The following is a 26003-nucleotide window of genomic DNA, read 5'->3' on the forward strand; positions in this document are numbered from 1 at the left end:
GTCAAATTATTCTCGAATGTTTAACCCCTTTTTTTCCGCCAGCCCGATTCCTGTTCAGAAGCGTTCATTTTGAAGGGAGTAAACATGTTGGCGAGGCTCATCCTGGTGGTATGCATGCTGGCTGGCGGCATGGCCATGGCGCAAACACCACCACTTATCAGGTCCAGTACGACTGGCGGCGAAATGCCGGTCCGTGTCCAAAGCGCGGCCGTGCAGACTGTCATATCGGGCGGCATGGCGGAAACGATTGTGAAGCTGGTCTTCTATAACCCGAACGTGCGCCAGCTTGAAGGCGAACTGCAGTTCCCGCTCGGCGAGGGGCAGCAGATGACGGGTTTTGCGCTGGACGTCGGCGGCGAATTGCGCCCGGCAGTGCCGATCGAAAAGGAGCGTGGGCGCCAGATCCTTGAGGCCGAGGAACGGCGCCGCATCGATCCGGGGTTGCTGGAGCAGACACAGGGCAATAACTTCAAGTTGCGCATCTATCCGATCCCGGGCCGTGGCACGCGCACGGTGGAGCTGAAGTACGCAGCCTTGCTGGCGCGCCAGCAGAAGAACTGGAGTTACCGACTGCCGTTGAAGCAATTCGGCATCCCGGTGGCGCTGGATATGCGCGTGATGGGTAGCGAGGAAGCGCCGCTCGCCCTTGGCCTGCCGGACCGCTTTGCCCGTACCGATGACGGCTGGCAGCTGGATGTGGCAAAGGCGAAAGGGGAAATCCTGGTGCGGGTGCCTGCGGCGCAGGACAAGCCGAAAACTTATTTGGAGGAGTTTAACGGCCAGCAGTACTTCCTGGCGGAAGTGCCGGTTCCCGCCGAGCGCAAGCCACGCACCTTGCCCAAAGTCGTTGGCGTGTTGTGGGATAGTTCGAACTCCGGCGCGCATCGTTCCCTGAAGGCAGAATTGCGGGTGCTTGCCAGTTACCTTGAAGCGGCAGGCAACGTTGAAGTGCGCCTGGTGCGCCTGCGCGATAAGGCAGAACCGGCCAAGGTGTTCAAGCTGGCCAAAGGGCAGGCAGGGGCCTTGGTTGAGGAGCTGGAATCGACCGTCTACGATGGCGCCAGCGCACTGGCTGACTGGCAGCCGCAGCCCGATGTCGACGAATACCTGATGTTCAGCGACGGATTGCGAAACTACGGCACCGGTGTTTTCCCGCAGCTCGCCAAAGGCCGGCGTCTGTTCACGCTGAGCTCCAGTACTGGCGCGGATATCGCGCGTCTGGCCGCTTGGGCTAATACTAACGGTGGCCGCCATATCGCCATCGATCCTGTCGATGCCCATCACGCCGCGCAGGAACTGGTTACCGATGGAGTCAGGGTAACCGGTGCCACCGGCGCGCATTCCGGCGATGTGGTGGTTGACGAAAGCCAGGTGCAGGCCGGCTTGCTGCGCGTGGCGGGCAAGGTGCGGGGCAGGGAACCGTTGGCCGTAACCCTGGAGAACCAGGGCCGCAAGATCGAGGTCGCCATCGATGCTGCCAGCGGGAAGAACGCTGCGCATCCTCTTGCAGCCTGGTGGTGGGCTAATCGGCGTATCGCCCAGCTGGAGGGCAATTACGAGCACAATCGCGCCGCGATCCGGCGTCTTGGGCTGGAATTCGGCTTGCCCACGCGCGAGACTTCGCTTCTGGTGCTGGAGCAGTTGGACGACTATGTGCGGCACGATGTGACGCCGCCTGAAAAATTCCGCGCCGCTTTCGAACAAATGAAGGCGGAGAGCCGCGCCCAGGGTGCCAACCAGCGTGTGAAGCACCTCGACAATGTGGTGCGCGAGTTCCAGGCCAAAGTGGCGTGGTGGGAGAGGCCTTTCCCCAAGTATCGTCCTCCTGCGCCGAAGAGGAAAGCCGTAGCCGACGTTCTCGACATGCGGATTGCCGAAGCACCGATGATGGAGGCGATGCAGGCACCGCCTCCGCCGCCTTCGCCGGCCGCGCGTGCGGCTCCGGCTGTACCGCCGATGCAGGTCGACGAGCTGGATATGCCAGCCGGCAAGCCGATTAACGGCGGCGTGAGCGTCCGGCTAAAAGCATGGCAAGCCGACGCGCCGTACGCAGCACGCATGCGGAAAGCGGCTGCAGGCGACATGTATCGCATCTACCTGGACGAACGGCCTTCGCACGCAGGCGGCAGCGCCTTCCTGCTGGACGTGGCGGGGCTGATGCTGGAACGCGGCCAGCGCGATCTCGGCTTGCGCGTCCTGTCCAACCTGGCCGAGATGGAATTGGAGAACCGCCACGTGCTGCGCGTGCTGGCCTATCGTCTGATGGAGGCAGGCGCGCCAAGGCTCGCGGTTCCCTTGCTGGAGCGTGTGCAGGATATGGCGGAAGAAGAGCCGCAATCCTTCCGCGACCTGGGGCTGGCGCTCGCCGCGAGCGGCCAGGAGCAGCGGGCCATCGAACAGCTATACCAGGTGGTGTTGCGGCCTTGGGACGGGCGTTTCGCCGAGGTGGAGCTGATTGCGTTGACCGAACTGAATGCGATCGTTGCGCGCGCCAGGGCTGCCGGCCGTACGCTGGATACGCGCGCGATGGATTCACGGCTGCTGCGCAACCTGCCAGTGGATTTGCGCGTGGTGCTGACCTGGGATGCGGACAACAGCGATATGGACCTGTACGTGATCGATCCCGACGGCGAGCGCGCCTACTTCGGCCATCAGCTAACCTACCAGGGCGGCCGCATGTCGCGCGACTTCACCGGTGGCTACGGGCCGGAAGAGTTCATGTTGCGGAATGCCAAGCCAGGCATATACCGCGTCGAGGTCAATTACTTTGGCAGCGCGCAGCAGATTGTCACCGGCGCTACCACGCTTCAGCTTCGATTCACGACCGGGTTTGGCACGCCCAAGGCGGACGACAAAATGGTTACGCTGCGATTGAAAGAGCAGGGCAGTTCCATCCTGGTAGGGGAATTCGAGGTGAAGCCGAAGTAGGGCTAATCCAGCGCTTTGAGGCGGTCCGCCAGGGTATCGGGCACCGGATAGTCCGGGTGGGCTTTGCGGAAGCGCTTCCACTGCGCGCCAGCCGATTCGGGATCGCCGGCATCGAGCATGCGTTCGATAGCCTGCAGCCAGTCTTTCGGGCTTTCGGCTTCGGGCGCGCGCGCGGCTGCTTTGCGGGGCGGCGGGTCGAGTTCATCCACTTCCATTGCCGGCGCGGGCGGAGCGGCTGCCGGCGCTGGCGCTGGCGCGGGCGGAGGCGGGCTTGCAGCCGCCGCCGGCTCCGGCGCCTGGATAGGCGCTTCCGCTACATGGGGTGGCGGTGCCGGTTTCGCGTAGACCATGGCGGCCTCGCGCTTCTTGTCCTCGGCTGCGACGACCTCCGCATTAGCGGCTTCTGGCATGGGCAGGGCCGCGGGCAGTTGCTCTGCCACGATGCGGACTTCAACTGGCTGGAGTTCCTGGCGCTGATAGCTGCGCCAGACCGGGAACAGGATGGCAATCCCAGCCAGGCTGGCGGCAAACGCCAGTGGTGCACGGTAGCGATGTTTTGGCCCTGGACGCGGGGCATGGACGGCCGGATCATTGGCTGCGGCAGGGCCGGGCGCCAGGTCTTTCTGGACGTGCGCGAAAATGGCCGCGTCAAGCTCCGCCGATGGCTCCGGTTGTGGCAGGGCGGCCAGGCGGCGGACCAGGTCAGCGTCTTCGAAGTCGTCTTTGTCGACTGGCGTCATACCGTCTCCTCCTGCTTGAATTGCTCGCGCAGCTTGCGCATGGCGTAGCGCAGGCGGCTTTTCACCGTCTCCGCCGGCGCCGCGACGACCAGCGCAATTTCTTCGATACTCAAGCCGCTGAAGTGCTGCAGCACCAGCGCTTCCTTCTGCTCCGACGGCAGCAGCCGGATGGCGGCATGCAAGGCCAGGTTCCGCTGGCGCTCCAGCGCAGTCGCTTCCGCCGAATCCTGCACCGGGCCGATGTCGGCGCAATCGTCGATATCGGGCTGGCGCTGCATGTCGGCCAGGCGATTGCGGCCGATCTGGAACAGGTAGCTGCGGAAGCTGCCTTGTGCAGCATAGCGCATGCGGGCGTGATGCACTGCCAGCCAGGTTTCCTGCGCCACCTCGTCAGCCCACTCCGTGCGCCCGCTGCGCCAGGCCAGGAAGCGATACAAGCCGCGGCTGTGGCGGCGATACAGTTCCTGGAAGGCTGACAGCTCGCCATCGCGGTAACGCAACATCAGTTCGTCGTCGGATTGCTCGAGGGGCATGCGCGGCGGGGACTTCCAGGTAGGCGGAATCGAGGCGCCCACTTTAGTCAATTGGTGGGGACTGCGCAAGTCGCTTATGGTTGCGTTCGTGTCTGATTGCCGGAGCTGACCCCGACTTTAAAAACAAAAGCCGCCCGGGGGCGGCTTTTTTGGGGCTGGCGCCGGTTACTCGTAATCGCTCGAGTTCAGGCCCATCACGTGGGAGAAGCCGCCGTCGACGTACATGATGTCGCCGGTGATGCCGGACGACAGGTCCGACAGCAGGAACGCCGCGGCGTTACCCACTTCTTCGATGGTCACATTGCGGCGCAGCGGGGCGTGGCCGGCGGCGAAGCCGAGCAGCTTGCCGAAGTCCTTGATGCCGGATGCGGCCAGGGTCTTGATCGGACCGGCGGAAATGCCGTTGGAACGGATGCCGTGCTGGCCCAGGTTCTCTGCCAGGTAACGCACCGATGCTTCCAGCGATGCCTTGGCCAGGCCCATGGTGTTGTAGTAAGGGATCGCGCGCACTGCGCCCAGGTAGGACAGGGTCAGCACGGAAGAGCCTGGCTTCAGCAGCGGCAGGGCGGCCTTCACCATCGCCGGGAAGCTGTATGCCGAAATATCGTGGGCCACGCGGAAGTTTTCGCGGGTCAGGCCGTCCAGGAATTCGCCGGCAATCGCTTCGCGCGGGGCGAAGCCGATGGCGTGCACGAAACCGTCCAGTCGGTCCCAGCTCTTGGCCAGGTCGGTGAACAGGTTGGCGATCTGTTCGTCGCTGGTCACGTCGCAGTCGAAGACCAGATTGCTGCCGAATTCGGCAGCGAATTCAGTGATGCGGTCTTTGAAGCGCTCGCCAACGTAGGTGAAAGCCAGTTCGGCGCCTTCGCGGTGGGCTGCCTTAGCAATGCCGTAAGCGATGGAACGGTTGGACAGGACGCCAGTAATCAGGATTTTTTTGCCTTGCAAGAAAGCCATATCTACTCCAATGGGGTTATACCGCAAGAACGGGATTGTAAACGCGCCTAGTCGGGGACTGCAAGATTTAACTTCTTGCAACCAGTCCCCGACGCCCCTGCAAGTTTGGCAAGGGGTAGCGTGTTGATAATACGGTTAATTGCTGCGGCGGGACTTCGATTTGCCGGCCTGGTCGCGCTTGACGCGTGCCTTGACCATGCTGACCGCAGGCTTGGAATCGCCGCGCGCTGAGGAGGCTTGACGGTAGTTGCTGCGTTTTGGGCCCGGGCGCTCGTTTTCCACGGCCAGGACAGCGTTTTCGATCACGTCGGCCGAAATGTCCTTGCCGGAGGCCGAGGCGGAAATATTCGGCACCAGAATGGTCGAGCCGGCTTTCAGCACGGACTTGTGCGGGATGTTGTTGGCCTGGCGGATCGCATCCGGGGTGGTGCCGAACCTGCGCGCCAGGGAGGCGATGCTTTCGCGGGCGCTGGAAATCTTATGGGTGGTCCAGCTCGACAGGGCGTGGGTCCACGAAGCCAGGTTGGCGGCGAACTTGGCGGCATTCTCGGTCGGCAGCAGGATCTTGGTCTGCTCGTTGCCGGTAATGACGGGCTTCTTGAACTGCGGGTTCAGGGCCTTGAATTCATCGACCGAGATTTCGGCCAGTTTGGCGGCCAGCGCCATGTCGATATCGCGCGTCTTGTCGATCGCTGTGAAATACGGCTCGTTGTCGATTACAGGCAGGTGCACGGCGTATTGCGACGGGTTGGCGACGATGTTTTTCACCGCCTGCAGCTTCGGCACGTAATTGCGGGTCTCGGCCGGCATCAGCTCGGCCAGGCTTTCGAAATCGGTCGGCTTGCCGGCAGTCTGGTTGCGCTTGATGGCTTTCTGCACATTGCCTTCGCCCCAGTTGTAGGCGGCCAGGGCCAGGTGCCAGTCGCCGAACATGGTGTACAGGCGCTGCAGGTAGCTCAGGGCGGCGTCGGTGGAAGCCAGCACGGAGCGGCGGTCATCCTTGAAGGCATTCTGCTTCAGGTCGTAATCGCGGCCGGTGCCCGGCACGAACTGCCACAGGCCGGCCGCATTGGCGGTCGACAGGGCTTGCGGGTTGAAGGCGGATTCGATGAAGGGCAGCAGGGCCAGTTCGGTTGGCATATTGCGCTTTTCCAGCTCTTCCACCACGTGGAAGAGGTAGAGCGAGGCGCGGGCGGTGGTGCGGTCGAGGTAGTCCTGGCGGTCGGCGTACCATTTCACATGCTTGGCCACCAGGGCATTATTTACGTCGGGAATGGCGTAGCCGGAGCGGATGCGGCCCCAGACGTCGGTTTCCTTGTATTCTTCCACGGCAGGCTGCAGCACCACGGATTTGCTGGTGTCGGCGGAGGCCAGGGCGGAGGCTGCCGGGAGCGCAGCGCACAGCGCCAGGGCGATCAGGACAGCACTTTTGATTCGTTCTTGCATAGCGTTTCGCAGTTGTCTTGTGGAAACAAGGGGCGGACTATCTAAGGCCGGAGTGTAGGGTTGAATCCCTGTCGAGTCAAGGAAAAATTCGCTATGTGCCTGATTTTCTTGGATAATTATGTCGATCAAGCTATATAATTGGTGTCTTGGATAACGATTTTTGGATGTATAGATGAGCAACACCCGAGTGGATTACGAAGCCGTTATCGCGGCAACCGAACAGTGGCTGGAAAAGGCGGTGATCGGCCTGAACCTGTGCCCGTTCGCCAAAGCCGTGCATGTGAAGAAGCAGGTGCGCTATGTGGTGTCGGAAGCTTCCTCGCCTGAGGAATTGCTGGAAGACCTGATCAAGGAGCTGGAATTCCTGGCGGCGGAAGACCCGGAAGTGGTCGATACGACCTTGCTGATCCATCCGCTGGTGCTGCAGGATTTCGAGGATTACAACGAATTCCTCGACGTGGCCGATGCGGCATTGGAGGAGCTAAGGCTGGAAGGCGAGCTGCAGGTGGCCAGTTTCCACCCTGAGTACCAGTTTGCCGATACCGACAAGAACGATATCTCGAACTACACCAACCGTTCGCCTTACCCGACCTTGCACCTGCTGCGCGAGGCGTCGATCGATCGTGCGGTGGAGGCGTTTCCGGAGGCGGCCGATATCTTCGAGAAGAATATCGAGACGATGGAAAAACTCGGCCATGAGGGCTGGGACAAGCTGGGTTTGGGGAAGTGATGACGGAAGAGAAATTACCTGAGCGGCCGGATACGCCTTGCGTGGCGGTTTGCTCGACGACGTTCGATGAGATTTGCCGCGGGTGCGGGCGCACCTATATCGAGGTGGCGCACTGGGTGGCCATGAGTGCCGAGGAAAAGGAAAGGGTCTGGCAGCGGATCCTGGCGCAGGGCTATCCGCGGCGAAATTCCTGAAACCGGTAGGGCGCTGTCTGGCCCGCAGGCTCAGGCAGCAGGCCCGAAGCCCGCGGCCGCCGATCAGTCAGGGTCTGACCCCGCGGGGCAGGCCCTGGTGTGCCGGATTACTCAGCCTTCCAAGACCCGATAAAGTCCTTCTTGCCAATCTCCAGCCCGTTATGGCGCAGGATGTTGTACGCAGTCGTGGCATGGAACGTGAAATGCGGCAGCGCATAATGCATCAAATACTCCTGACCCACCCACTGCTTGCTCTTCTCTCCGCTACCGGTGGTTACCGAACGTTGCGCCGAATCCTCGATGGCCTGGCGCGGCAGCGAGTCCAAAAAAGTCAGCGTACGCTGGATGCGCAGCTTTAATTCACCAATGGTCTTTTCCGTATCTTCATAAACCGGCACATCCGCGCCAGCCAGGCGCGCGCCGGCGCCTTTGGCGAAGTCGGCGGCAATCTGGATCTGACGGGTAAAGGGCAACATATCCGGGAACAGGCGGAATTGCAGGAAGGCATTTGGATCAAGCTTCTTTTCTTCGATGTGGGCTTCAGCCTTGTCGAGGATGGAGAACAGGCTGCCAAGGATCTGGCGGAACACCGGAATGGAAGCGGAATACATGGAAAACGACATAGGTAAACTCCTCTGATATAGAGTGGCGATGATAGCGCGTTACGTGCATAATTGCTGCTGGATAATCTTTTCCACCAGACCTGCTGAATGGCTCGGAATTTTTATAACAAATTAAGGTCCCGCCTGAGCGCTCTGTATGGGCTGTCGATTTATGGCGCCTTGTTACTGGTAGTATTCGGCGGCCTGGTGATTCCGGCCATTATCGGCTCCTACCTGCTGATCGGGGTGCACGAACAAAAGTCCGCCCAGACAGCCCTGAACGAATCCTTGCAACGCAACGCCGACATCCTGGCCCTCGGCATGCAGGAATCGCTGTGGAATATGAACGCGGAATCGGCACACTCGCTGGTCGAGTCCGTGATGCGCGACCGTTCCGTGCTGCAGGTGCAGGTCACCGGGCAAGCCGACACCCAGTTCATGCATGTCGAGGCGCCCAAGCGCGCCATCGGCAACGTGGTGCGCGCCGAGCGCGAGATCATGGTGCGCGGCGAGAAGATCGGCAAGATCATGGTCGAGATGGACGATGCCCGCAGCCAGCAGGAACTGCGCGAGAAGCAGCTTTCCTATGTCTTCGTGCTGGCGGCCCAGCTCACTGTGTCGCTGCTGCTGATCGTGCTGTTCCTGAACCAGCGCCTGCTGAAGCCCCTGCGCAAGCTGATGCGCTTCTCCGACCGCCTGTCGCATGGCGATTTCGAAACCCGCATGGAGTTAAGCGGCAACGATGAGCTGGGCCGCCTGGCCGGCCAGTTGGACCAGATGCGGGTGGCGATCAAGCACTTGTTCGAAGACATCGCCCAGCGCGAGGAACGTTTCCGCACCATCGTGACCCAGGTGCCGGGTGCCGTGTTCCGCTTCCGCCCCGATGGCCCGATCGATTTCGTGTCCGACGCGATCGAAGAAATCTCCGGCTACCCGGCCTCCCAGTTCATGCGCAGCACCACGCATGCCTGGGCCAACCTGATCTGCCCGGAAGACCGCAAACGCCAGCGCCGTGTGGTGGTGCAGGCGATCCAGGACGGTAAGCCGTACGAAATCGAATACCGCATCATGGATTCCACGGGCACTGAGCGCTGGGTGGCCGAGAATGGCCAGCCGCAGGCGGCGGAGGCGGGCGGGGCGCCATGGGTGGACGGCATCATCTCCGACATCAGCCAGCGCAAGCACAACGAAATGCGCATCGAGGCCCTGCTGGCCGAGCAGAGCGCGATCCTGGACAACGTGATGTTCGGCGTGATGTTCGTGCGCCACCGTACCATCGTCTCGGTCAACCGCCGCTGCGAAGAGTTGTTCGGCTATGAGCCGGGCCAGATGATTGGCGCCTCCACCGCCATCGTGTTTCCGACGACCTTCGATTTCGAGTCGGCCGGGGCGCGCCAGTATTCCACGCTGGGCAACGGCGAGTACTTCAGCGAAGAGCGCAATTACCGCCGCCAGGACGGATCGCGGTTCTGGTGCATGGTGTCCGGCTGCGCCATCGACCAGAACCGCCCGAACGAAGGCTCGATCTGGGTTTATGCCGATATCAGCGCCCGCAAGGAAGCGGAAGAAAAACTGCGGCTGTCGGCCACCGTGCTGGAACACATTGCCGATGGCGTGATGGTGATCGACGACAAGGGCACTATCGTCGCCGTCAACCCGGCCTTTACCCAGATCACCGGCTATACCGAATCGGAAGCCTTGGGCCACGACGTCGGCCTGACGCGCTCCGGCCGCCACGATGAAGGCTTCCACGCCGAATTGTGGAAAGAACTGGTCGAGCATGGCTACTGGCGCGGCGAGATCTGGAGCATGCGCAAGAGCGGCGAGCTGTTCCTCGAGTGGCTGACGCTGACCGCCGTGCGCGATACGCGCGGCGCGACCACCCACTATGTCGGCGTATTCAGCGACATCACCCTGGTCAAGCAGTCGCAGGAGAAGCTGGACCACCTGGCCCACCACGATGCCCTGACCCAGCTGCCCAACCGCCTGTTGTTCCACGACCGGCTGCAGCATGCCATCCAGCGCGCCACGCGCGGCAACGAGCAGCTGGCCCTGCTGTTCATCGACCTGGACCGCTTCAAGAACGTCAACGACACGCTGGGCCACCACATCGGCGACGAGTTGCTGAAACAGGTGGCGCACGCGCTGTCGGAGAAGCTGCGCGAGGGCGATACCCTGGCGCGCCTCGGCGGCGACGAATTCATCGTGCTGCTGGAGGACGTGGAAGGCCAGTACGGCGCCGGACAGGTCGCCGAGAAGCTGGTGACCATGTTCGAGCATCCGTTCATGGTGGCGGGTCACGAGCTGTTCGTGACCTGTTCGATCGGTGTCTCGGTCTTCCCGACCGACGCCAGCGACCTGAATATGCTGATCCGTAACGCCGACGTGGCCATGTACCAGGCCAAGGCGCGCGGCCGCAACGGCTACCGCTTCTACCAGCCATCCATGGCGGGCGAGGGCGTGGAGCGGCTGCGCCTGGAAACCTACTTGCGCCGCGCCATCGAAAAAGAGGAAGTGTTCCTGAACTTCCAGCCGCAGGTCGAGATCGATTCCGGCAAGCTGCTCGGCGTGGAAGCGCTGGTGCGCTGGAACCATCCGGAGCTGGGGCTGGTGCCGCCGCACCGCTTCATTCCGTTGGCCGAAGACACGGGCTTCATCAGCCAGTTGGGCCAGTGGGTGCTGTACGAAGCCTGCCGCCAGATGGTGCGCTGGCAGGAAGCGGGGCTGCATGTGCCGAAGATCGCGGTCAACCTGTCGGCCAAGCAGTTCGAGCGCGGCAGCATGGTCAACATGGTGGCCGACATCCTGCGCGAGACCGGCCTGGAGCCGCACCGCCTGCAGCTTGAAGTGACCGAGTCCGTGATCATGAATACCGGCGACGCGCTGGGCTTCATCAACGACCTGCACGCGGTCGGCGTGTCGCTGGCAATCGACGATTTTGGCACCGGCTATTCATCGCTGGCTTACCTGAAGCAGATGCCGGTGCAGACGCTGAAGATCGACCGCTCCTTCATCAAGGATATTTCGACCGACGTCAACGATGAGGCGATCGCCATTGCCATCATCCAGCTGGGCCGCAGCATGAACCTGTCCGTCATTGCCGAGGGCGTGGAGACTGAACAGCAGGCGGCCTTCCTGCTGCGCCACGGTTGCAACCAGGCGCAGGGTTTTTATTACAGCCGTCCGGTGATGCCGGAGGACTTGCTGCAGCGTTGGCTGCCATAACGAGGGAGCCATGCTCAAACCGAAGAAGTTTTCCCGCCGCCATTTCCTGCTGAGCGGCGTCGCGGTCGCCGGGGCCATGGTGGTCGGCTGGGGCGTGATGCCGCCGCGCCAGCGCGTGCGCGGCCAGGCCCCGCTGCCGCTCGAAAACGGCGCTGTCGCCCTGAACGGCTGGATCGCTATCGACCCCGACGGCGGCGTTCAGCTGGCCATGCCGCGCGCGGAAATGGGGCAGGGCGTGCATACCGCCTTGTCCATGCTGGTGGCGGAGGAACTGGATGTGCGCCTGGAGGCGATCAAGTTGATCCAGGCGCCGGCCGACAAAATCTACGCCAACCTGGCCGTGATGCGTGAAACCTTGCCTTTCCATCCGGACGATACGGGCCGCTCGCGCGAGCTCGCGACCTGGATGCTGGGCAAGGTGGCGCGCGAGATGGGGATTGTGATTACCGGCGGCTCGTCCAGCGTGAAGGACGCCTGGACCTCCATGCGCGAAGCCGGCGCCACGGCGCGCGCCATGCTGGTCGCCGAAGTCGCGCGGCAATGGAAGGTGCCGCCGGAGCAGGTGCGCGCGGAAAATGGCGTGCTGTATCACGACATCGGCAAAAAGTCCGTGGGCTACGGCGTGGTTGCCGCGCGCGCAGCGCTCGGCCGGCCGGGCAAGGTCACCTTGAAAGACCCGCACAGCTTCCGCCTGATCGGCACCAGCGTGCCGCGCCGCGATTCGCGCATCAAGTCGGACGGCTCGGCGATGTATGGCATCGACGTGCGGCCGGAAGGCATGGTGTATGCGGCGGTACGCATGTCGCCGGTGGTGGGCGGCAAGGTCGCCGGCGTGACGCCGGGCGAAGTGGTGAAGATGCCGGGTGTGCTGTCGGTGATCGATTTCTCCAATGCCATCGAAGAGAATTATGGTGCCGGGGCAGGCGTTGCCGTCCTTGCGCGCAGCTACTGGCAGGCCAGGCAGGCTGCTGCTGCGCTGCCGATCCGCTGGGACGACGGCGCCAATGCCAAGCTGTCGAGCGAGGCGATTTATGCCACGCTGGCAAATGCCCTCGAAGCCGAGGATGGCGACAATTACCACCAGCGCGGCGACATGGCGCAGGCGGCCAGCGCGCTGCGCACCATCAAGTCGGTGTACCGCGTGCCCTACCTGGCGCACGCCTGCATGGAGCCGATCAACTGCACGGCCCAGGTCAAGGATGGCAAGGTCACGGTATGGGTCGGCACCCAGGCCCCGACCTTCGCCCGCGCCGCAGCAGCCCGCGTCGGCGGCGTCAGCGAGGCTAATGTGATCCTGCATGAATACCTGCTGGGAGGCGGCTTTGGCCGCCGCCTGGAGATGGACATGGTGGCGCAGGCGGTCGCCATCGCGCGCGAGGCAAAGGGCCTGCCGGTGCAGGTGATCTGGACACGCGAGGACGATACCACGCACGACGTCTACCGCCCGGCCGCCGTGGCGCGCATGACGGCGGGGCTGGATGCCGCCGGTAATATCGTCGCATGGGAAGCCAAGACGGCGGGCGGTGCGCTGACCCACCAGTTCACCCAGCGCAACCTGCGCCTGCCCGGCGCCGGGCCGGATCGTTCGACTGCTGAAGGCGTGTACGACATGCAGTACGAAATCCCTAACCAGCAGATCGACCACGTGGTGGTCGATAGCGCCGTCCCGCTGGGGAACTGGCGCTCGGTGGGCCATTCGCAGAACGCATTCTTCAAGGAGAGCTTTGTCGATGAAATGGCCGGCGCGGCCGGCAAGGATCCGGTGGAATTCCGCCGCACCATGCTGCTGGGCCACCCGCGCCACCTGGCGGTGCTGAACGCGGCCGTCTCCAAGGCCGGCAAGGCGCCGGCAGGGCGTGCGCATGGCGTGGCGTTGCACCAGTCCTTCGGCGCCATCGTCGCACAGGTTGCCGAAGTGTCGGTGCAGGACAAGCAGATCCGCGTGCATCGCGTGGTCTGCGCGATCGACTGCGGCATTGCCGTCAATCCCAACATCATCGCGCAGCAGGTGGAATCGGGCGTGGTCTACGGCCTGTCGGCCGCGCTGGGCGGCGAAATCACGATCAAGGACGGCAAGGTCGTGCAAAGCAATTTCGCCGACTACCCGGTGCTGCGCATGAATGAGGTGCCGCTGGTGGAAACGGTGATCGTGCTGAGCGCCGAGCCGCCGGAAGGCGTGGGCGAACCTGCCACGCCGCCTATCGCACCGGCAGTGGCAAATGCGGTGTTCGCGCTGACGGGCCAGCGCTTGCGCAGCCTCCCCTTGAAATTGGCTTAACTGCGTTGTCCTAACAGGGCACGCAGGTTGCATTGCTGCTGCCACTGGCGGCGTTGCGGGGTGGACGCTGCCTGGCGCGCCAGTTCTTCGTCGGACAGTTCGGCCTGGGTTTCGATCAGGCGCTGCGCCACGTTCGGATCGGGCAGCATGGTGCCGAAGAAGGCCACGTGCTCGTGGCGCTGGATCAGCAGGGTAGGGAAGTTCTCGACATCCAGGTCGCCGACCAGGTCCGCATGGTCTTCGATATCGACCCACAGGAAGTACTTGTCCGGATGGCGGCTGGCCAATTCCTCGAATACCGCGCGGTAGGATGCGCAGGTGCCGCACCAGGCGGCGCACAGGCAGGCCACGACCAGGTGGTCCTGTGCCAGCGCGGCGGCTGCTTCGGCGCGGTTGTCGGCATGTAGGGTAGTGCTGTGCATGGGGTGCTATTGTACATGCCCACAGGGTAAAATACCGGCCATGGCTACCATTCTTGCAATCGAAACATCCTCTGAAATGGCTTCCTGCGCCTTGCTGCGCGGGGAGCGCGTGCATTTTCGCGAATCGTCCGGCGTGCGCACCCATTCGCAGGCAGTGCTGCCCATGATCCAGGAATTGCTCGCGGAGGCAGGTATCGTCCTGCGCGATTGCGATGCCATCGCCTATGGGGCCGGCCCTGGTTCCTTCACCGGCGTGCGCACCGCTTGCGGCATCGCACAAGGCCTGGGTTTTGGCGCAGGCCTGCCGTTGCTGCCGGTCGTGACGCTGGACGCCATGGCCCTGGCTTGCCGCGAGCGCCATGGCTCCGATGAAGTCCTGGCCGTGCTCGACGCACGCATGAACGAGGTCTATTGGGCCCAGTACCGGTTTGAAGGCGGCCACCCAGTGGCAACCCTGCCGCCGGCCTTGTCGGCGCCTGATGCCGTCGCCCCTTCCGGTCCGGCGCGCGCCTGTGGCAACGGCTTTGCCGCCTATGCCGAAGCGTTTGCGGGCAAGGATTTCGCCGACGGCGCCGATGGCGCGATCATGCCGCATGCGGTGCAGGTTGCGCAGCTTGGGCGCGCAGCATTTGCCGCCGGCCATGCCGTGCCGGCCGCACAGGCGCAGCCGCTGTACCTGCGCAATAAGGTTGCCTATACAAAGGCTGAACGTGAAGAGATGAAGGCGTCGCAGGCATGATGCATCAGTTATGGGATCTGGCCCGGCTCATTTACGAGCCCATGCAGGAAAGTGACCTCGATGAGGTGGTGGCGGTGGAGCAGGAGGTTTATCCCTATCCGTGGAGCCGCGCGAATTTTTCCGATTCGCTGTCGCAGGGTTATCACGCCTGGATATTACGCGCCCAGGACCGCCAGTTAATGGGGTATTTTCTGGTGATGGGGATTGTCGACGAGGCGCACCTGCTGAATGTTGCGGTGTCGCGTAACTGGCAGGGGCGCGGGGTAGGGCGCTTGCTGGTGAACCAGGCTGTCGCCTTGTCGCGCGGGCTGGGCATGGAATCGGTCCTGCTGGAAGTGCGGCCATCCAATGCCCGTGCACTGGAAATCTACCAGCGCTACGGTTTCGCCGAAATCGGACGGCGCAAAGGGTACTATCCCGCTGCTGATTCAACCCGCGAGGACGCTATCGTGATGCGTTTTGGCCTATGAGTGACCGCCGGTCCGCAGTGTTCCTGGAGGAGATGGGCGTGGGTCCGCAGTGGCGCCTGCGCAATCGCCAGGTTTCGGCCGATGCCGCCGAAGCTGCTGCCTTCGGCAGCGCCGCTGAAGCTGCGCAAGCGCCGCTGGCGCCGGCCCAGGCCGCCCCCCCTCACGCGGCAGCCGTCGCCCGGCAATCCGCGCCTGCTGCGCCACCGGCGGCCGACATGGCGCGCCGCCCAGGCGGCGCGGATGACGCATTCGCCGACGCACCGCCTGCGCCGGCCGCGGCACCAAATGTCCCCGCTGCCGGCCAGCAAGCGCCCGCCGCAATGCCGCGCGCTCCCGGCAACGCCCAATCTCCGGCCGCGGCTGCAGCTGCGGCGCGCCAGGCCCCGCCGTCGCCATCTGCGCCTGGTGCTCCTGCCGCTCCCGCTGCACCAGAGCGCGTGCCCGGCACGCCAAGCATTGCATCGACCGGCGAAGACATGTCCTGGTTTGACGACGCTCCAACGCCAGAATACAAACCGCAGCGCAAGAAAGTGGCGGCTCCCGAGCAGCCTGCCGAAACACCGCCGCCGCGCCCGATCCCAACGGCAAGGCCTGCGCCGGTACCGCCGCGCAGCGCCGGCACTGCGCCGGCAGCCAGGGCCGACGATATGCCTGCCTACGACGATATCCGGATGGACGAACCGCCATCCTGGTTCGACGACGGCCAGCCCGCCGCGCCGGGCATGGCGCCGGCAGCTGCCCGCGGCAGGGAAGAGGCGCCGCGCCAACTTGTGCCGGCCGTGGCCCGCGCACCGCAACGAGGCCAGCCCACCGACGAACAGATCGGGCAGATGGACTGGCCGGCAATGCAGGCCGCGATCGCAAGCTGTACGCGCTGTGGCCGTTGCGAAACCCGCCGGCAAGCCGTTCCGGGCCGCGGCGACGAGCAAGCGGCCTGGATCGCCCTCGACACCGCGCCCGGCCAGGCGGAAGACACCGAAGGCTACCAGTTCGCTGGCGACCCCGGCTACCTGCTCGACAACATGCTGAAAGCTGTCGGCCAGGCCACGGAAAAAGGCGCCTACCTCACCAGCCTGGTGAAATGCTACGCCCCGCACGCGCCAGGCGCTGACGAATTGCAGGCCTGCCGCCCCTACCTCCAGCGCGAGCTGGAACTGACGCAGGCAAAAGTCATCGTCGCCTTCGGGCACAGTACCGGCAAAGGCTTGCTGGGCGGCGCCGCGCGCGGCCGCATCATGCTGCATGGCAGCGTGCCCGTGGTTGCCACCTACCACCCGGCTGACCTGCTGAAGAAGCCGGAAGAAAAGGCCAGGGCATGGCAGGACTTGTGCCTTGCCAAAGCCGCCCATGCCGGCCGACGCTAGGACTTTCCACCGTAAATGGGGCCACCTCGCGCGGCCCCATGTCCGTGCCCTGGCCTGGCTGCTGGATTCGCCCGACCTGCTCGATCCCGGCAGCCCGCATTGGCAGGGCAAGATCGCCACGCTGGGACCCATCACGCCCGCCGTGGCGAACTGGCTCGACGATCTCGATGCCGACCCTTCGCCATTGGACGCAGCCCTCGGCAACCGCTTCTATTCCCGTCTTGGCTTGTACGCCGAAAAGCTGATGGCTTTCTATTTTGCCCGGCATGGCGCATTGGCCGCCCACGGCCTGCAAGTGCGCGACGGCAAGAACGGCACCATCGGCGAGTTCGATTTCCTCCTGCGCGAAGAGGGCAGCGAGAGCTTGCGCCACATTGAATTCGCCACCAAGTTCTACCTGCTCGATGGCGACCCCGGCAGCGGAAACTACAATCGCCTGGTCGGCCCCAACCTGGCCGACACGCTGGGCCTGAAAATGCGTAAGATCTTCAACTCCCAGTTGCAGCTGTCCCGGCATCCCATCGCGCAACAGGTCGCGCCGGCACCTGTCGCCAGGGCGCAGGCCCTGGTCAAGGGCTGGCTGTTCTACCATGCCACCGAAGCCGCGCCGCAAATCGAAGGCATCTCGCCCGACCACTGCCGCGGCCACTGGCGGACCCACAGCGAACAGGCGGCAGCCCCGGGCGAGCAATTCATCGTGATGCCGCGCCTGCAGTGGCTGGCGCCCCTGCGCACGCCTGCCACGCGCAGCGGCAATGCGCCAACGCCTGCGCCGCTGGGGCGTGCCCGATTGCTGGAGGTGCTGGCGGAAAAATTCCTGGCCGACCCGAGCCCGGTGCTGGTGGCGACGGTGCGGGAAGAGGGCGGCTGGCTGGAAGAGGTGGAGCGCGGCTTCGTGGTGCCGGATGACTGGCGCGCCCGTGCCCAGGCGCGCCGTAGCGACGGGGCGTTGCCCGCCTAGATCAGTGTTTCTGCTCGCCGATCAGGCCGAGCGAGTCGTGCTGCCGCTGGTTTGCAGCGTGCAACTGCTGGATCGCAAACATCGAACCCGCAACGAACAGGCCGAACAGTACGATGATGGCGTTGATGCTCAGGTGCATTTTCACCATCAGCGAGTACATGGCCAGCATGGTCAGGATCGACAGGTTTTCGTTGAAGTTCTGCACTGCAATCGAATGTCCCGCGCTCATCAGGACGTGGCCGCGATGCTGCAGCAGCGCGTTCATCGGCACCACGAAAAAGCCCGCCAGCAGGCCGACCAGGACCAGCAGCGGATAGGCCAGCCGCACATCGTGCACAAACACCATGAGCATGACGACAATGCCCATGGCAATCCCCAGTGGAATCACGCGCAGCGAGTTGCGCAGCGTAATGAAGCGCGCCGACAGGCCCGCGCCCAGCGCTACGCCGACAGCAAACACGGCGATGGTACTGGTGGCCTTATCCAGCGGCATGCCCAGCGATTGCTTGGCCCATTCGAGCACGATGAACTGCAGGGTGGCTCCCGCGCCCCAGAACAGCGTGGTCACTGCCAGCGAGATCTGGCCCAGCTTGTCGCGCCAAAGGATGCCGCAGCAGCCGGCGAACTCGCTGATCAGGCGCAGTGGGCTGCGCTCCTGATGCGCGTAGCGCGCACCGGTATCCGGGATGCGCCAGTTGAACAAAGTCGCCAGCAGGTAGCAGATCATGACAACCATCAGGGCGGTCTCGCTGACGGTATCGATGCCTGTCGTAATGCCCGGCATATCGAAGCTGTTCAGCGCGGCGGAAACCGGACCGCCGACCAGTGCCCCGCCCAGGGCGAAGCCGAGGATGACGGAGCTGACAGTCAAGCCTTCGATCCAGCCATTGGCCACCACCAGCTTTTCCGGCGGCAGCAGCTCGGTCAGGATGCCGTACTTGGCCGGCGAATAGACCGCTGCGCCAAAGCCGACCACCGCATAGGCTGCCAGCGGATGGACGTGATAGAAAATCAGCGCGCAGCCGAAAATCTTGATCAGGTTGGAAATGAACATGACCCGGCCTTTAGGCAGGGCATCAGCGAAGGCGCCTACAAATGCTGCCAACAGCACGTAAAACAGTACAAAAGTCAGCTTAAGCAGGGGTGTAACCCAGGCCGGAGCTTGCATGGTCACCAGCAGGTCGATCGCCACGATCAGCAGAGCATTGTCTGCCAGCGACGAAAAGAACTGCGCGGCCATGATGGTGTAAAAACCACGATTCATTCAGGACGCCCGATAATTATCTCGGGATGCTTTATACCATGGAAAGTATGGTTTCCAAAGATTTCGCCCTGCAGTCGGCGGGCACAGACGGTAAAATGCGCCATTCTTCTTTACCGGTTTTCCGTCATGCCTAGGCCAATCGTCGCGCACATCCATCTCGCTGCAATGCAACATAACCTGGCGCGCGCCAAAGCCTGCGCACCGGGCGCCAAGGCCTGGGGCGTCGTCAAAGCCAATGCCTACGGGCATGGCCTGGAGCGCGGCATGCGCGGTTTCGCCGCAGCAGACGGACTGGCGCTGATCGAACCGGACAACGCGGTGCGCCTGCGCGAACTGGGCTGGAACAAGCCGATCCTGCTTTTAGAGGGATGGTTCGACTGCGCCGACTTGCTGGCGATGGCAGAACATAGTATTGAAGGCGCCGTTCACTGCGTCGAGCAGCTGGAAATGCTGGAGCGTACCCCGTTGGCGCGCCCGCTCAATGTGCACCTGAAGATGAACACCGGCATGAACCGCCTCGGCTTCAAGCCGGCGGCCTACGCCGGCGCCTATGCGCGCCTGCGCGCCATCCCGCACGTGGGCAGCATTACCCTGATGACCCACTTCGCCAACGCCGACGAACTGCACCACCCGTGCATGCCGCTGGCGGAGCAGGTGCGCCGCTTTAATGAGGGGACGGCCGGCTTGCCGGGCCCGCGCAGCCTGTGCAATTCGGCCGGCATCCTGCACATGCCCGACCTGGGCGCCGGGCTGGCGACGGAGTGGATCCGTCCCGGCATCATGCTGTACGGCGGCACCCCCGGCGGCAAGACGGCCGCAGAGTTCGGACTGAAGCCGACCATGACCCTGTCCAGCGAATTGATCGGCGTGCAGGAAATCGGCCGCGGCGATTACGTCGGCTACGGCAGCCGCTTCAAGGCCGAGCAAACCATGCGCATCGGCGTGGTGGCCTGCGGTTATGCGGACGGCTATCCGCGCCACGCGCCGCTCGATACGCCGGTCCTGGTGGATGGCGTGCGCACCCGCCTCGTCGGCCGCGTTTCGATGGACATGCTGACCGTGGACCTGAGCAATGTGCCAAACGCCCGCGTCGGCAGCAAGGTCGTGCTGTGGGGCGAAGGCATGCCGATCGATGACGTGGCAACGGCCGCCGGCACCATCGGCTATGAATTGATGTGCGCCCTGGCGCCGCGCGTGCACGTGGCCGAGGCATAAACAGATGGCCAAGGCAAAGACCAACTACACCTGCAGCGAATGCGGTGGCATCAGCAGCAAATGGACCGGCCAGTGTTCGTCCTGCCAGCAGTGGAACACCATGGTGGAAACCGTGATTGAAGCCGCCGGCGGCAACCGTTTCTCGCAGGCCCAGCACCAGTCGCTGGCGCAGACCGCGCCCGTGCTGTCGCTGCAGGACATCGAAGCACTGGACGTGCCGCGCTTCGGTACCGGCATCGAGGAATTCGACCGCGTCCTGGGCGGCGGCCTGGTGGCGGGCGGCGTGGTGCTGATCGGCGGCGACCCCGGCATCGGCAAATCGACCCTGCTGCTCCAGGCGCTGGCCAATATGTCGAAGGTCAAAAGCGTGCTGTATGTCAGCGGCGAGGAATCGGGCGCCCAGATCGCGCTGCGCGCCAAGCGCCTGGCGGTCGATGCCAAGGAACTCAAGCTGCAGGCTGAAATCCAGCTCGAGAAAATCCTCGGCACCCTGGCCGACCTGAAGCCGCAGGTGGCGGTGATCGACTCGATCCAGACCCTGTATTCGGACGCCCTGGCTTCGGCGCCAGGCTCGGTGGCGCAGGTGCGCGAATGCGCGGCGCAACTGACCCGCGTGGCCAAGATGAGCGGCACCACCATTATCCTGGTCGGCCACGTCACCAAGGAAGGTTCGCTGGCCGGACCGCGCGTCCTCGAACACATCGTGGACTGCGTACTGTATTTCGAGGGCGACAACCACTCCAGCTTCCGCCTGGTGCGGGCCATCAAGAACCGCTTCGGTGCGGTGAATGAACTGGGCGTGTTTGCCATGACGGAAAAAGGCCTGAAGGGCGTGTCGAACCCGTCCGCGCTGTTCCTGTCCTCGCATGAGAACCAGGTGCCCGGCTCCTGCGTCATGGTGACGCAGGAGGGCACGCGCCCGCTGCTGGTCGAGGTGCAGGCCCTGGTCGATACCAGCCACCTGCCCAACGCGCGCCGCCTGTCGGTCGGCCTGGAGCAGAACCGCCTGGCCATGCTGCTGGCCGTGCTGCACCGGCATGCCGGCATTGCGGCCTTCGACCAGGACGTGTTCATCAATGCGGTGGGCGGGGTGAAGATCACCGAGCCGGCGGCCGACCTGGCGGTGCTGATGGCGATCAATTCCTCCATGCGCAACAAGACCCTGCCGAACGGCTTCGTGGTCTTTGGCGAAGTGGGGCTGGCTGGTGAAATCCGGCCGGCGCCGCGCGGACAGGAACGCTTGCGCGAAGCGGCCAAGCTCGGCTTTTCCATCGCCATGGTCCCGAAGGCCAACGCCCCCAAGCAGCCGATCGACGGCATGACCATCATCGCGGTCGAGCGCATCGACGACGCCTTCAATCGCTTGCGCGAGCTCCAGTAATATAGATTTTTACGAAATATTGGCTACAATAACAAGCTCGATTCCAATCAGAAACTGGACAAGAAATTGTTATTAGACTCAAGGCAAGGCGCCCGCAAGATCCTGCGCGTGCGGGCAATGATCGTGATGGATGGCGGCGGGCCGATGGCGGCACGTACCTTTGACCTCGGCCTGGCAGGCATTTCCCTCACTTCCGAACATAAAGTGCAGGTCGGCGCCAACGGCCAGGTCGTGTTCGAGATGCTTGTTGATGGCAAGCCACAAATCGTCAACACGCGCGGCAAGGTCAACAATTGCATCTTCAGCGGCGACGAATTCAAGATCGGTTTCACTTTCGCGCCACTCGACAACGAAGCAGCCGGAGCAATTACCAAGTTCATGCGCTAAACTGTAAAGATGAACAATGTGAGCAGCCTGCTAAGCACGATGTACGGAACCTCGCTGGCATTCGGGAATGCCAGCGTCGTCGGGACGCCATCGGAAGCCGTTCTGGCGCGGGTCGAGCAGACGCTCGCGCCGCAGCGCGGTGCGGCTGCCAAGCTCAATGCAAGCATCAATCTGACCCAGGCGCGTTTCTCGGGCCTGGGGCAATTGCAGTCGGCCCTGTCGGTTTTCCAGGATTTGGCCGAGAGCCTTGCCGGGACCGGCCTTAGCACGCGTGGCAGCAGTTCAGCGGCCGCTGTGCTTGGCGTGACAAGCAGTTCGACAGCAGCGATCGGCGCGCATGAAGTCAAGGTCAGCCAGCTGGCCCAGCAGCAAATTCTGGTCAGTCCGGAAGTGCAGACGGCCGACACCAGGATCGGAACCGGCTCCCCGGCCGTGATCCGGATTGGCACTGGCGACAGCAGCAAGACCATCACAATCGATAGCCGCAACAACAGCCTGCAAGGCATTGCCGATGCGCTGAAGGACGCTGGTTTCGATGCCAGCCTGGTGCGTTCCAGCACGGGCACGGCGCTGCAATTGCGCAGTGCCAGCGGAGCCGGGAACGAGCTCAATATCACGGTTGCCGGCGATACCGCGATCCGCAGCCTGTTCAGCCAGGCGACGCAGACCCAGGCGGCGCAGGACGCCATCCTGACCGTCGACGGCAAGACCATCAAGAGCGCCGACAACAATGTGGAGTCGGCCATCGAGGGCGTCACGCTCAAGCTGGCTGACGAAGGCGATGCCACCGTCACCATTGCGCGGGACAACAGCCAGATCGCCAAGAATGTGGAAGCATTCGTCAAAGGCTTCAACGCCCTGCAGGATCGCCTGGACAGCCTGGGCAAGGGCGCCTTGCGCGGCAATCCCGCACTTGGACAGGTGCGCACTCAATTGGACCAGCTGGTGCGCTCGGCCGGCGGCAGCAGCGAGGCGCTCGCCAATGTGGGGCTGTCGATCGATACGAATGGCCGCCTCAAGCTCGATAATGGCATTTTGAATGCCGCGATCACGGCCAATCCCGACGCCGTCAGCAAGGTCTTTACCAATGAGGGCAGGGGGCTTGCCGATGCGCTTGGTGCGCGGCTTGAAAGCCTGGGTGGCGAGCGCAGCGTCATTTCGCGCGCCTTGAGCCAGGCCGACCGCGAAGTCGATACCCTGCAAACCCGCAAATCGGCGATGGCGCAAATGCTCACGGTACAGGCGCAGGCGCTGGTGCGCCTGTACACGCAGGACGAGCAGCTGGGCGGCGCCGCATCGCTGTTCGACCTGCTGGTCTGATCCTAAAAAGACTGAAGGCCCCGACACCAGAATCCCGAAGGATCTGCTGCGGAGCCTCGCTTCTGCAGAAGCGAAATGCTACTCGTGGTAGCGGTCGACCAACCGATGATGTCCGCCGCGATATTCAGAGACAATTTCGAAAGCGATCAACGCGATCATGGCGCCGAATATGCTCATGGTGAACAATACCCACATGACTAACCAGCCGACGTTTCCGGGGGCTGCTCCCTAGAGTTGATACAATTAAACTCTAGCATCCAATCAGGCAATTGCAAGGCCAGCAGAAAGATCTATTTCGTCACAAGGTCAGGCTGCATTACGGCCTTGAGATAGAAGCTGGAAGGGTCGTCCGCTTCACGCTGCACAAACCACCAGGCGGCGCCTTTTTTCATCTCCCAATCGCTATCGTCTCCTGTCATCAGCAGGGCCGCGGCCTGTCCCAATGTGGGCTGGTGCCCAACCACCAACACCGCTTCTTTCGACGATGGCCAGTTGGCTGCCTTCAGGACGTCGCCGGCGTCGGCGCCTGGCGCCAGGTCGGGATGGATCTTGTACTTGCGTCCCAGGCCCGCCACCGTCTGCACGGTGCGCGTGGCGGGGCTGACCAGGATGCGGCAGTTTTCCGGCAAGACGGAATCGAGCCACTGGCCCATGCGGCGCGCCTGTTTATGTCCTTTGGGCGTAAGCGTGCGTTCCAGGTCCTCCAGCCCGGGCTGGGACGGTTCGGCTTCGGCGTGGCGCCACAAGATCAGGTCCATGCATCCTCCCGTGAGCAGGCTTCAATCCGCCGCCGCATCGGCCGGCGTACCGAGTAACTCCATCAAGTGCTGCTGGGCGCTGAAGGCTTTCTGCTTGCCGCGCGCTTTGCGGCGATGATAGTGCCCGTGCGAATCCAGCTCCCACGCGTTGGAGTTATCCTTCAGGTAAGGCGTCAAACCTTCCGCAATGACACGCCGTTTCAGGCCCCGGTCCAGTACCGGGAACGCCACTTCAATGCGGCGCAGCAGGTTGCGGTTCATCCAGTCCGCGCTGGCCAGCATCACGTCGTGGGCCAGGTCGTTGCGGAAGTAATAGATGCGGCTATGTTCAAGGAAGCGGCCGATGATGGAGCGTACGCGGATGTTCTCGGACAGTCCCGGCACCCCCGGCATCAGGGTGCAGGCCCCGCGTACGACCAGGTCGATCTTGACCCCGTCCTTCGAGGCGGCATACAGCGCCCGGATTACCGGTTCATCGGTTAATGCATTGATTTTAGCGATAATCCGGCCCGGACGCCCGGCTTTCGCGATTTTTGCCTCATTCCGTATGGCCTTGATGATCTGTTCCTGCAACGCGAACGGCGCCAGCCAGAGATGGTTCATGCGCTGCGGCTTGGTCAGGCTGGTCAGGTGCATGAAGACTTCGTTGACGTCGCGCCCCAGTTGCGGCTCGCAGGTCAGGATGCCGAAGTCGGTATAGAACTTGGTCGTTGTCGGGTGGTAGTTGCCGGTACCGAGGTGGGCATAGTAGCCGAGGCCGCCTTCATCGCGGCGGATCACCAGGGCGATCTTGGCGTGGGTCTTCAGGCCCACCACGCCGTACACTACCTGGGCGCCGGCCTGCTCCAGCTTGTCGGCCCAGTTGATATTGGCTTCTTCGTCGAAACGCGCCATCAGTTCGACCACCACCGTAACTTCCTTGCCGCTGCGGGCGGCGGCAATCAGGGCCTCCATCAGGTCGGAGTTCATACCGGTGCGGTAGACGGTCTGCTTGATTGCCACCACGGCCGGATCGAGCGCCGCGCTGCGGATGAAGTCGATCACTGTCTGGAAACTCTGGTATGGATGGTGCAGCAGGATGTCGTGCTTGCGGATGGTGGCGAAGATGTCATTGTTGACAGTCTTGGCCTGCACGCCAGCAATGAAGGGCGGGAAGCGCAGCTCGGGACGGCGTGCCTGCTCCACGATTTCATTCAGGCGCACCATATTCACCGGGCCATCGACCCGGTACAGGCGGCTCTGGTCCAGGTTGAACTGGTCGAGCAGGAATTGCGACAGCTCAGGCGGGCAGTTCTTGGCAACCTCGATGCGCACCGAGCGGCCGTAGGCGCGGCCTTGCAGCTCGCCTTTCAGGGCCTGGCGCAGGTTTTTCACTTCATCTTCGTCGACCCACAGGTCGGAGTCGCGCGTGACGCGGAACTGGGAATAGGCCATCACGTCGCGCCCGGCGAACATTTCGGAAATGTGGGCGTGGATGACGGAGGACAGCAGGCAAAACGCCACGCCGCCTTCTTTCGACAGGTGGTCGGGCAGGCGGATCACGCGCGGCAGCACGCGCGGCGCTTTCACGATCGCGATGGCGGTGCCGCGCCCGAAGGCATCCTTCCCGCTCAGGGCAACGATGAAATTGAGGCTCTTGTTAACTACCTGGGGGAAGGGGTGGGCCGGATCGAGACCGATCGGGGTCAACAGGGGGCGTACTTCGCGGTCAAAGTACTCCTTGACCCAGGCCCGCTGGGCTTCGTTGCGCTGGCTGTGGCGCACGATGTGGATGCCCTGGGCTTTCATTTCCGGCAACACTGCCGTATTAAATATTTCGTACTGGCGTTTGACCAGTTCATGACATTCGTTGCTGACCCGTTCCAGCGTGGCCGCCAGGGCCGGGTGGGTGGCGAGATCGCCGTCGACGCTGGCGGCAGCCAGCAAGCTGGCCACCCTTACTTCAAAGAACTCATCGAGGTTGCTGCTGACAATGCACAGGTAGCGCAATCGTTCGAGCACGGGGATGGTGGGGTCTTCTGCCTGGGCCATCACACGGCGGTTGAACGCCAGCTGTGACAGCTCCCGATCTAGGAATGCTGTTTTCATA

The 26003-nt window shown here is 63.3% G+C and carries 22 protein-coding genes; 13 read left to right on the forward strand and 9 right to left on the reverse strand.

Annotated elements, in window-relative coordinates; genetic code table 11:
* Positions 1 to 84: 84 nt before the first annotated feature.
* Positions 85 to 2928: a VIT domain-containing protein gene (locus tag ACWBU6_RS12185; protein ID WP_452649049.1), complete on the forward strand. Its 2844-nt coding sequence runs from the start codon at positions 85 to 87 to the stop codon at positions 2926 to 2928.
* 2 nt (positions 2929 to 2930) lie between these two features.
* On the opposite strand, the gene ACWBU6_RS12190 is transcribed toward ACWBU6_RS12185, so the two are convergent.
* The 4 genes from ACWBU6_RS12190 to ACWBU6_RS12205 form a co-directional block, all read right to left on the reverse strand.
* A complete protein-coding gene (locus ACWBU6_RS12190) occupies positions 2931 to 3668 on the reverse strand; it encodes a hypothetical protein (RefSeq protein WP_452649050.1) in 738 nt (245 codons plus the stop codon).
* Positions 3665 to 4201 carry a sigma-70 family RNA polymerase sigma factor gene (locus ACWBU6_RS12195; protein WP_452649051.1) on the reverse strand — a complete coding sequence of 179 codons (537 nt, stop codon included), beginning with the start codon at positions 4199 to 4201 and terminating at the stop codon, positions 3665 to 3667. Before ACWBU6_RS12195 ends, ACWBU6_RS12190 begins: the two co-directional genes overlap by 4 nt.
* A 165-nt stretch (positions 4202 to 4366) precedes the next feature.
* A complete protein-coding gene (gene fabI, locus ACWBU6_RS12200; RefSeq protein WP_426171296.1) occupies positions 4367 to 5158 on the reverse strand; it encodes an enoyl-ACP reductase FabI in 792 nt (263 codons plus the stop codon).
* A gap of 135 nt (positions 5159 to 5293) precedes the next feature.
* Positions 5294 to 6604, reverse strand: coding sequence for a transglycosylase SLT domain-containing protein (locus ACWBU6_RS12205; protein WP_452649052.1), 1311 nt, complete (start codon positions 6602 to 6604; stop codon positions 5294 to 5296).
* Positions 6605 to 6776: 172 nt separating this feature from the next.
* On the opposite strand from ACWBU6_RS12205, the gene ACWBU6_RS12210 reads away from it, so the two are divergent.
* Together ACWBU6_RS12210 and ACWBU6_RS12215 are read left to right on the forward strand one after the other, a co-directional pair.
* Positions 6777 to 7334, forward strand: a complete 558-nt coding sequence (locus tag ACWBU6_RS12210; RefSeq protein ID WP_452649053.1) for a DUF1415 domain-containing protein — start codon at positions 6777 to 6779, stop codon at positions 7332 to 7334.
* Positions 7334 to 7528: a DUF1289 domain-containing protein gene (locus ACWBU6_RS12215; RefSeq protein ID WP_452649054.1), complete on the forward strand. Its 195-nt coding sequence runs from the start codon at positions 7334 to 7336 to the stop codon at positions 7526 to 7528. Before ACWBU6_RS12210 ends, ACWBU6_RS12215 begins: the two co-directional genes overlap by 1 nt.
* Before the next feature lie 107 nt (positions 7529 to 7635).
* Here ACWBU6_RS12215 and ACWBU6_RS12220 read toward each other — a convergent pair whose 3' ends face one another.
* Complete coding sequence (locus ACWBU6_RS12220) at positions 7636 to 8151, reverse strand: DUF1993 domain-containing protein (protein ID WP_452649055.1); 516 nt, start codon at positions 8149 to 8151, stop codon at positions 7636 to 7638.
* 87 nt (positions 8152 to 8238) lie between these two features.
* On the opposite strand from ACWBU6_RS12220, the gene ACWBU6_RS12225 reads away from it, so the two are divergent.
* Both ACWBU6_RS12225 and ACWBU6_RS12230 read left to right on the forward strand, forming a co-directional pair.
* Entirely contained in the window at positions 8239 to 11355 is a 3117-nt protein-coding gene (locus ACWBU6_RS12225; RefSeq protein WP_452649056.1) for an EAL domain-containing protein, read from the forward strand.
* 10 nt (positions 11356 to 11365) lie between these two features.
* Entirely contained in the window at positions 11366 to 13633 is a 2268-nt protein-coding gene (locus ACWBU6_RS12230; RefSeq protein WP_452649057.1) for a molybdopterin cofactor-binding domain-containing protein, read from the forward strand.
* On the opposite strand, the gene ACWBU6_RS12235 is transcribed toward ACWBU6_RS12230, so the two are convergent.
* Entirely contained in the window at positions 13630 to 14055 is a 426-nt protein-coding gene (locus tag ACWBU6_RS12235; RefSeq protein WP_452649058.1) for a thioredoxin family protein, read from the reverse strand. The genes ACWBU6_RS12230 and ACWBU6_RS12235 overlap by 4 nt on opposite strands.
* A gap of 40 nt (positions 14056 to 14095) precedes the next feature.
* Between ACWBU6_RS12235 and tsaB the strand changes: the two genes are divergently transcribed.
* From tsaB to ACWBU6_RS12255, 4 genes are read left to right on the forward strand one after another with little or no spacing between them, the layout of a single operon-like run.
* Positions 14096 to 14794, forward strand: coding sequence for a tRNA (adenosine(37)-N6)-threonylcarbamoyltransferase complex dimerization subunit type 1 TsaB (tsaB, locus tag ACWBU6_RS12240; RefSeq protein WP_452649059.1), 699 nt, complete (start codon positions 14096 to 14098; stop codon positions 14792 to 14794).
* Entirely contained in the window at positions 14794 to 15264 is a 471-nt protein-coding gene (gene rimI, locus ACWBU6_RS12245; protein ID WP_452649558.1) for a ribosomal protein S18-alanine N-acetyltransferase, read from the forward strand. Before tsaB ends, rimI begins: the two co-directional genes overlap by 1 nt.
* Positions 15261 to 16628 carry a uracil-DNA glycosylase family protein gene (locus ACWBU6_RS12250; RefSeq protein WP_452649060.1) on the forward strand — a complete coding sequence of 456 codons (1368 nt, stop codon included), beginning with the start codon at positions 15261 to 15263 and terminating at the stop codon, positions 16626 to 16628. Before rimI ends, ACWBU6_RS12250 begins: the two co-directional genes overlap by 4 nt.
* Positions 16597 to 17589, forward strand: a complete 993-nt coding sequence (locus ACWBU6_RS12255) for a DUF1853 family protein (protein WP_452649061.1) — start codon at positions 16597 to 16599, stop codon at positions 17587 to 17589. The genes ACWBU6_RS12250 and ACWBU6_RS12255 overlap by 32 nt, the downstream gene beginning before the upstream one ends.
* Position 17590: 1 nt before the next feature.
* Here the strand turns inward: ACWBU6_RS12255 and lplT are convergent, their stop codons facing one another.
* A complete protein-coding gene (lplT, locus tag ACWBU6_RS12260) occupies positions 17591 to 18853 on the reverse strand; it encodes a lysophospholipid transporter LplT (RefSeq protein WP_452649062.1) in 1263 nt (420 codons plus the stop codon).
* A 126-nt stretch (positions 18854 to 18979) separates the two neighbouring features.
* Here lplT and alr point away from each other — a divergent pair, with 126 nt between their 5' ends.
* The 4 genes from alr (at position 18980) to fliD (ending at position 23156) form a co-directional block, all read left to right on the forward strand.
* On the forward strand, positions 18980 to 20068 hold the full coding sequence (alr, locus tag ACWBU6_RS12265; RefSeq protein WP_452649063.1) for an alanine racemase: 1089 nt from the start codon (positions 18980 to 18982) through the stop codon (positions 20066 to 20068).
* Between the two features lie 4 nt (positions 20069 to 20072).
* Positions 20073 to 21449, forward strand: a complete 1377-nt coding sequence (gene radA / locus ACWBU6_RS12270) for a DNA repair protein RadA (RefSeq protein ID WP_452649064.1) — start codon at positions 20073 to 20075, stop codon at positions 21447 to 21449.
* Between the two features lie 66 nt (positions 21450 to 21515).
* Positions 21516 to 21836 carry a PilZ domain-containing protein gene (locus ACWBU6_RS12275; protein ID WP_229210053.1) on the forward strand — a complete coding sequence of 107 codons (321 nt, stop codon included), beginning with the start codon at positions 21516 to 21518 and terminating at the stop codon, positions 21834 to 21836.
* A gap of 18 nt (positions 21837 to 21854) precedes the next feature.
* Complete coding sequence (gene fliD / locus ACWBU6_RS12280; RefSeq protein ID WP_452649065.1) at positions 21855 to 23156, forward strand: flagellar filament capping protein FliD; 1302 nt, start codon at positions 21855 to 21857, stop codon at positions 23154 to 23156.
* Positions 23157 to 23446: 290 nt separating this feature from the next.
* Here fliD and sixA read toward each other — a convergent pair whose 3' ends face one another.
* Together sixA and ppk1 are read right to left on the reverse strand one after the other, a co-directional pair.
* Positions 23447 to 23914 carry a phosphohistidine phosphatase SixA gene (sixA, locus tag ACWBU6_RS12285; protein ID WP_452649066.1) on the reverse strand — a complete coding sequence of 156 codons (468 nt, stop codon included), beginning with the start codon at positions 23912 to 23914 and terminating at the stop codon, positions 23447 to 23449.
* 21 nt (positions 23915 to 23935) lie between these two features.
* On the reverse strand, positions 23936 to 26002 hold the full coding sequence (gene ppk1 / locus ACWBU6_RS12290) for a polyphosphate kinase 1 (RefSeq protein WP_452649067.1): 2067 nt from the start codon (positions 26000 to 26002) through the stop codon (positions 23936 to 23938).
* Position 26003: the final 1 nt, after the last annotated feature.

The sequence above is a fragment of the Pseudoduganella sp. HUAS MS19 genome, assembly GCF_053615455.1.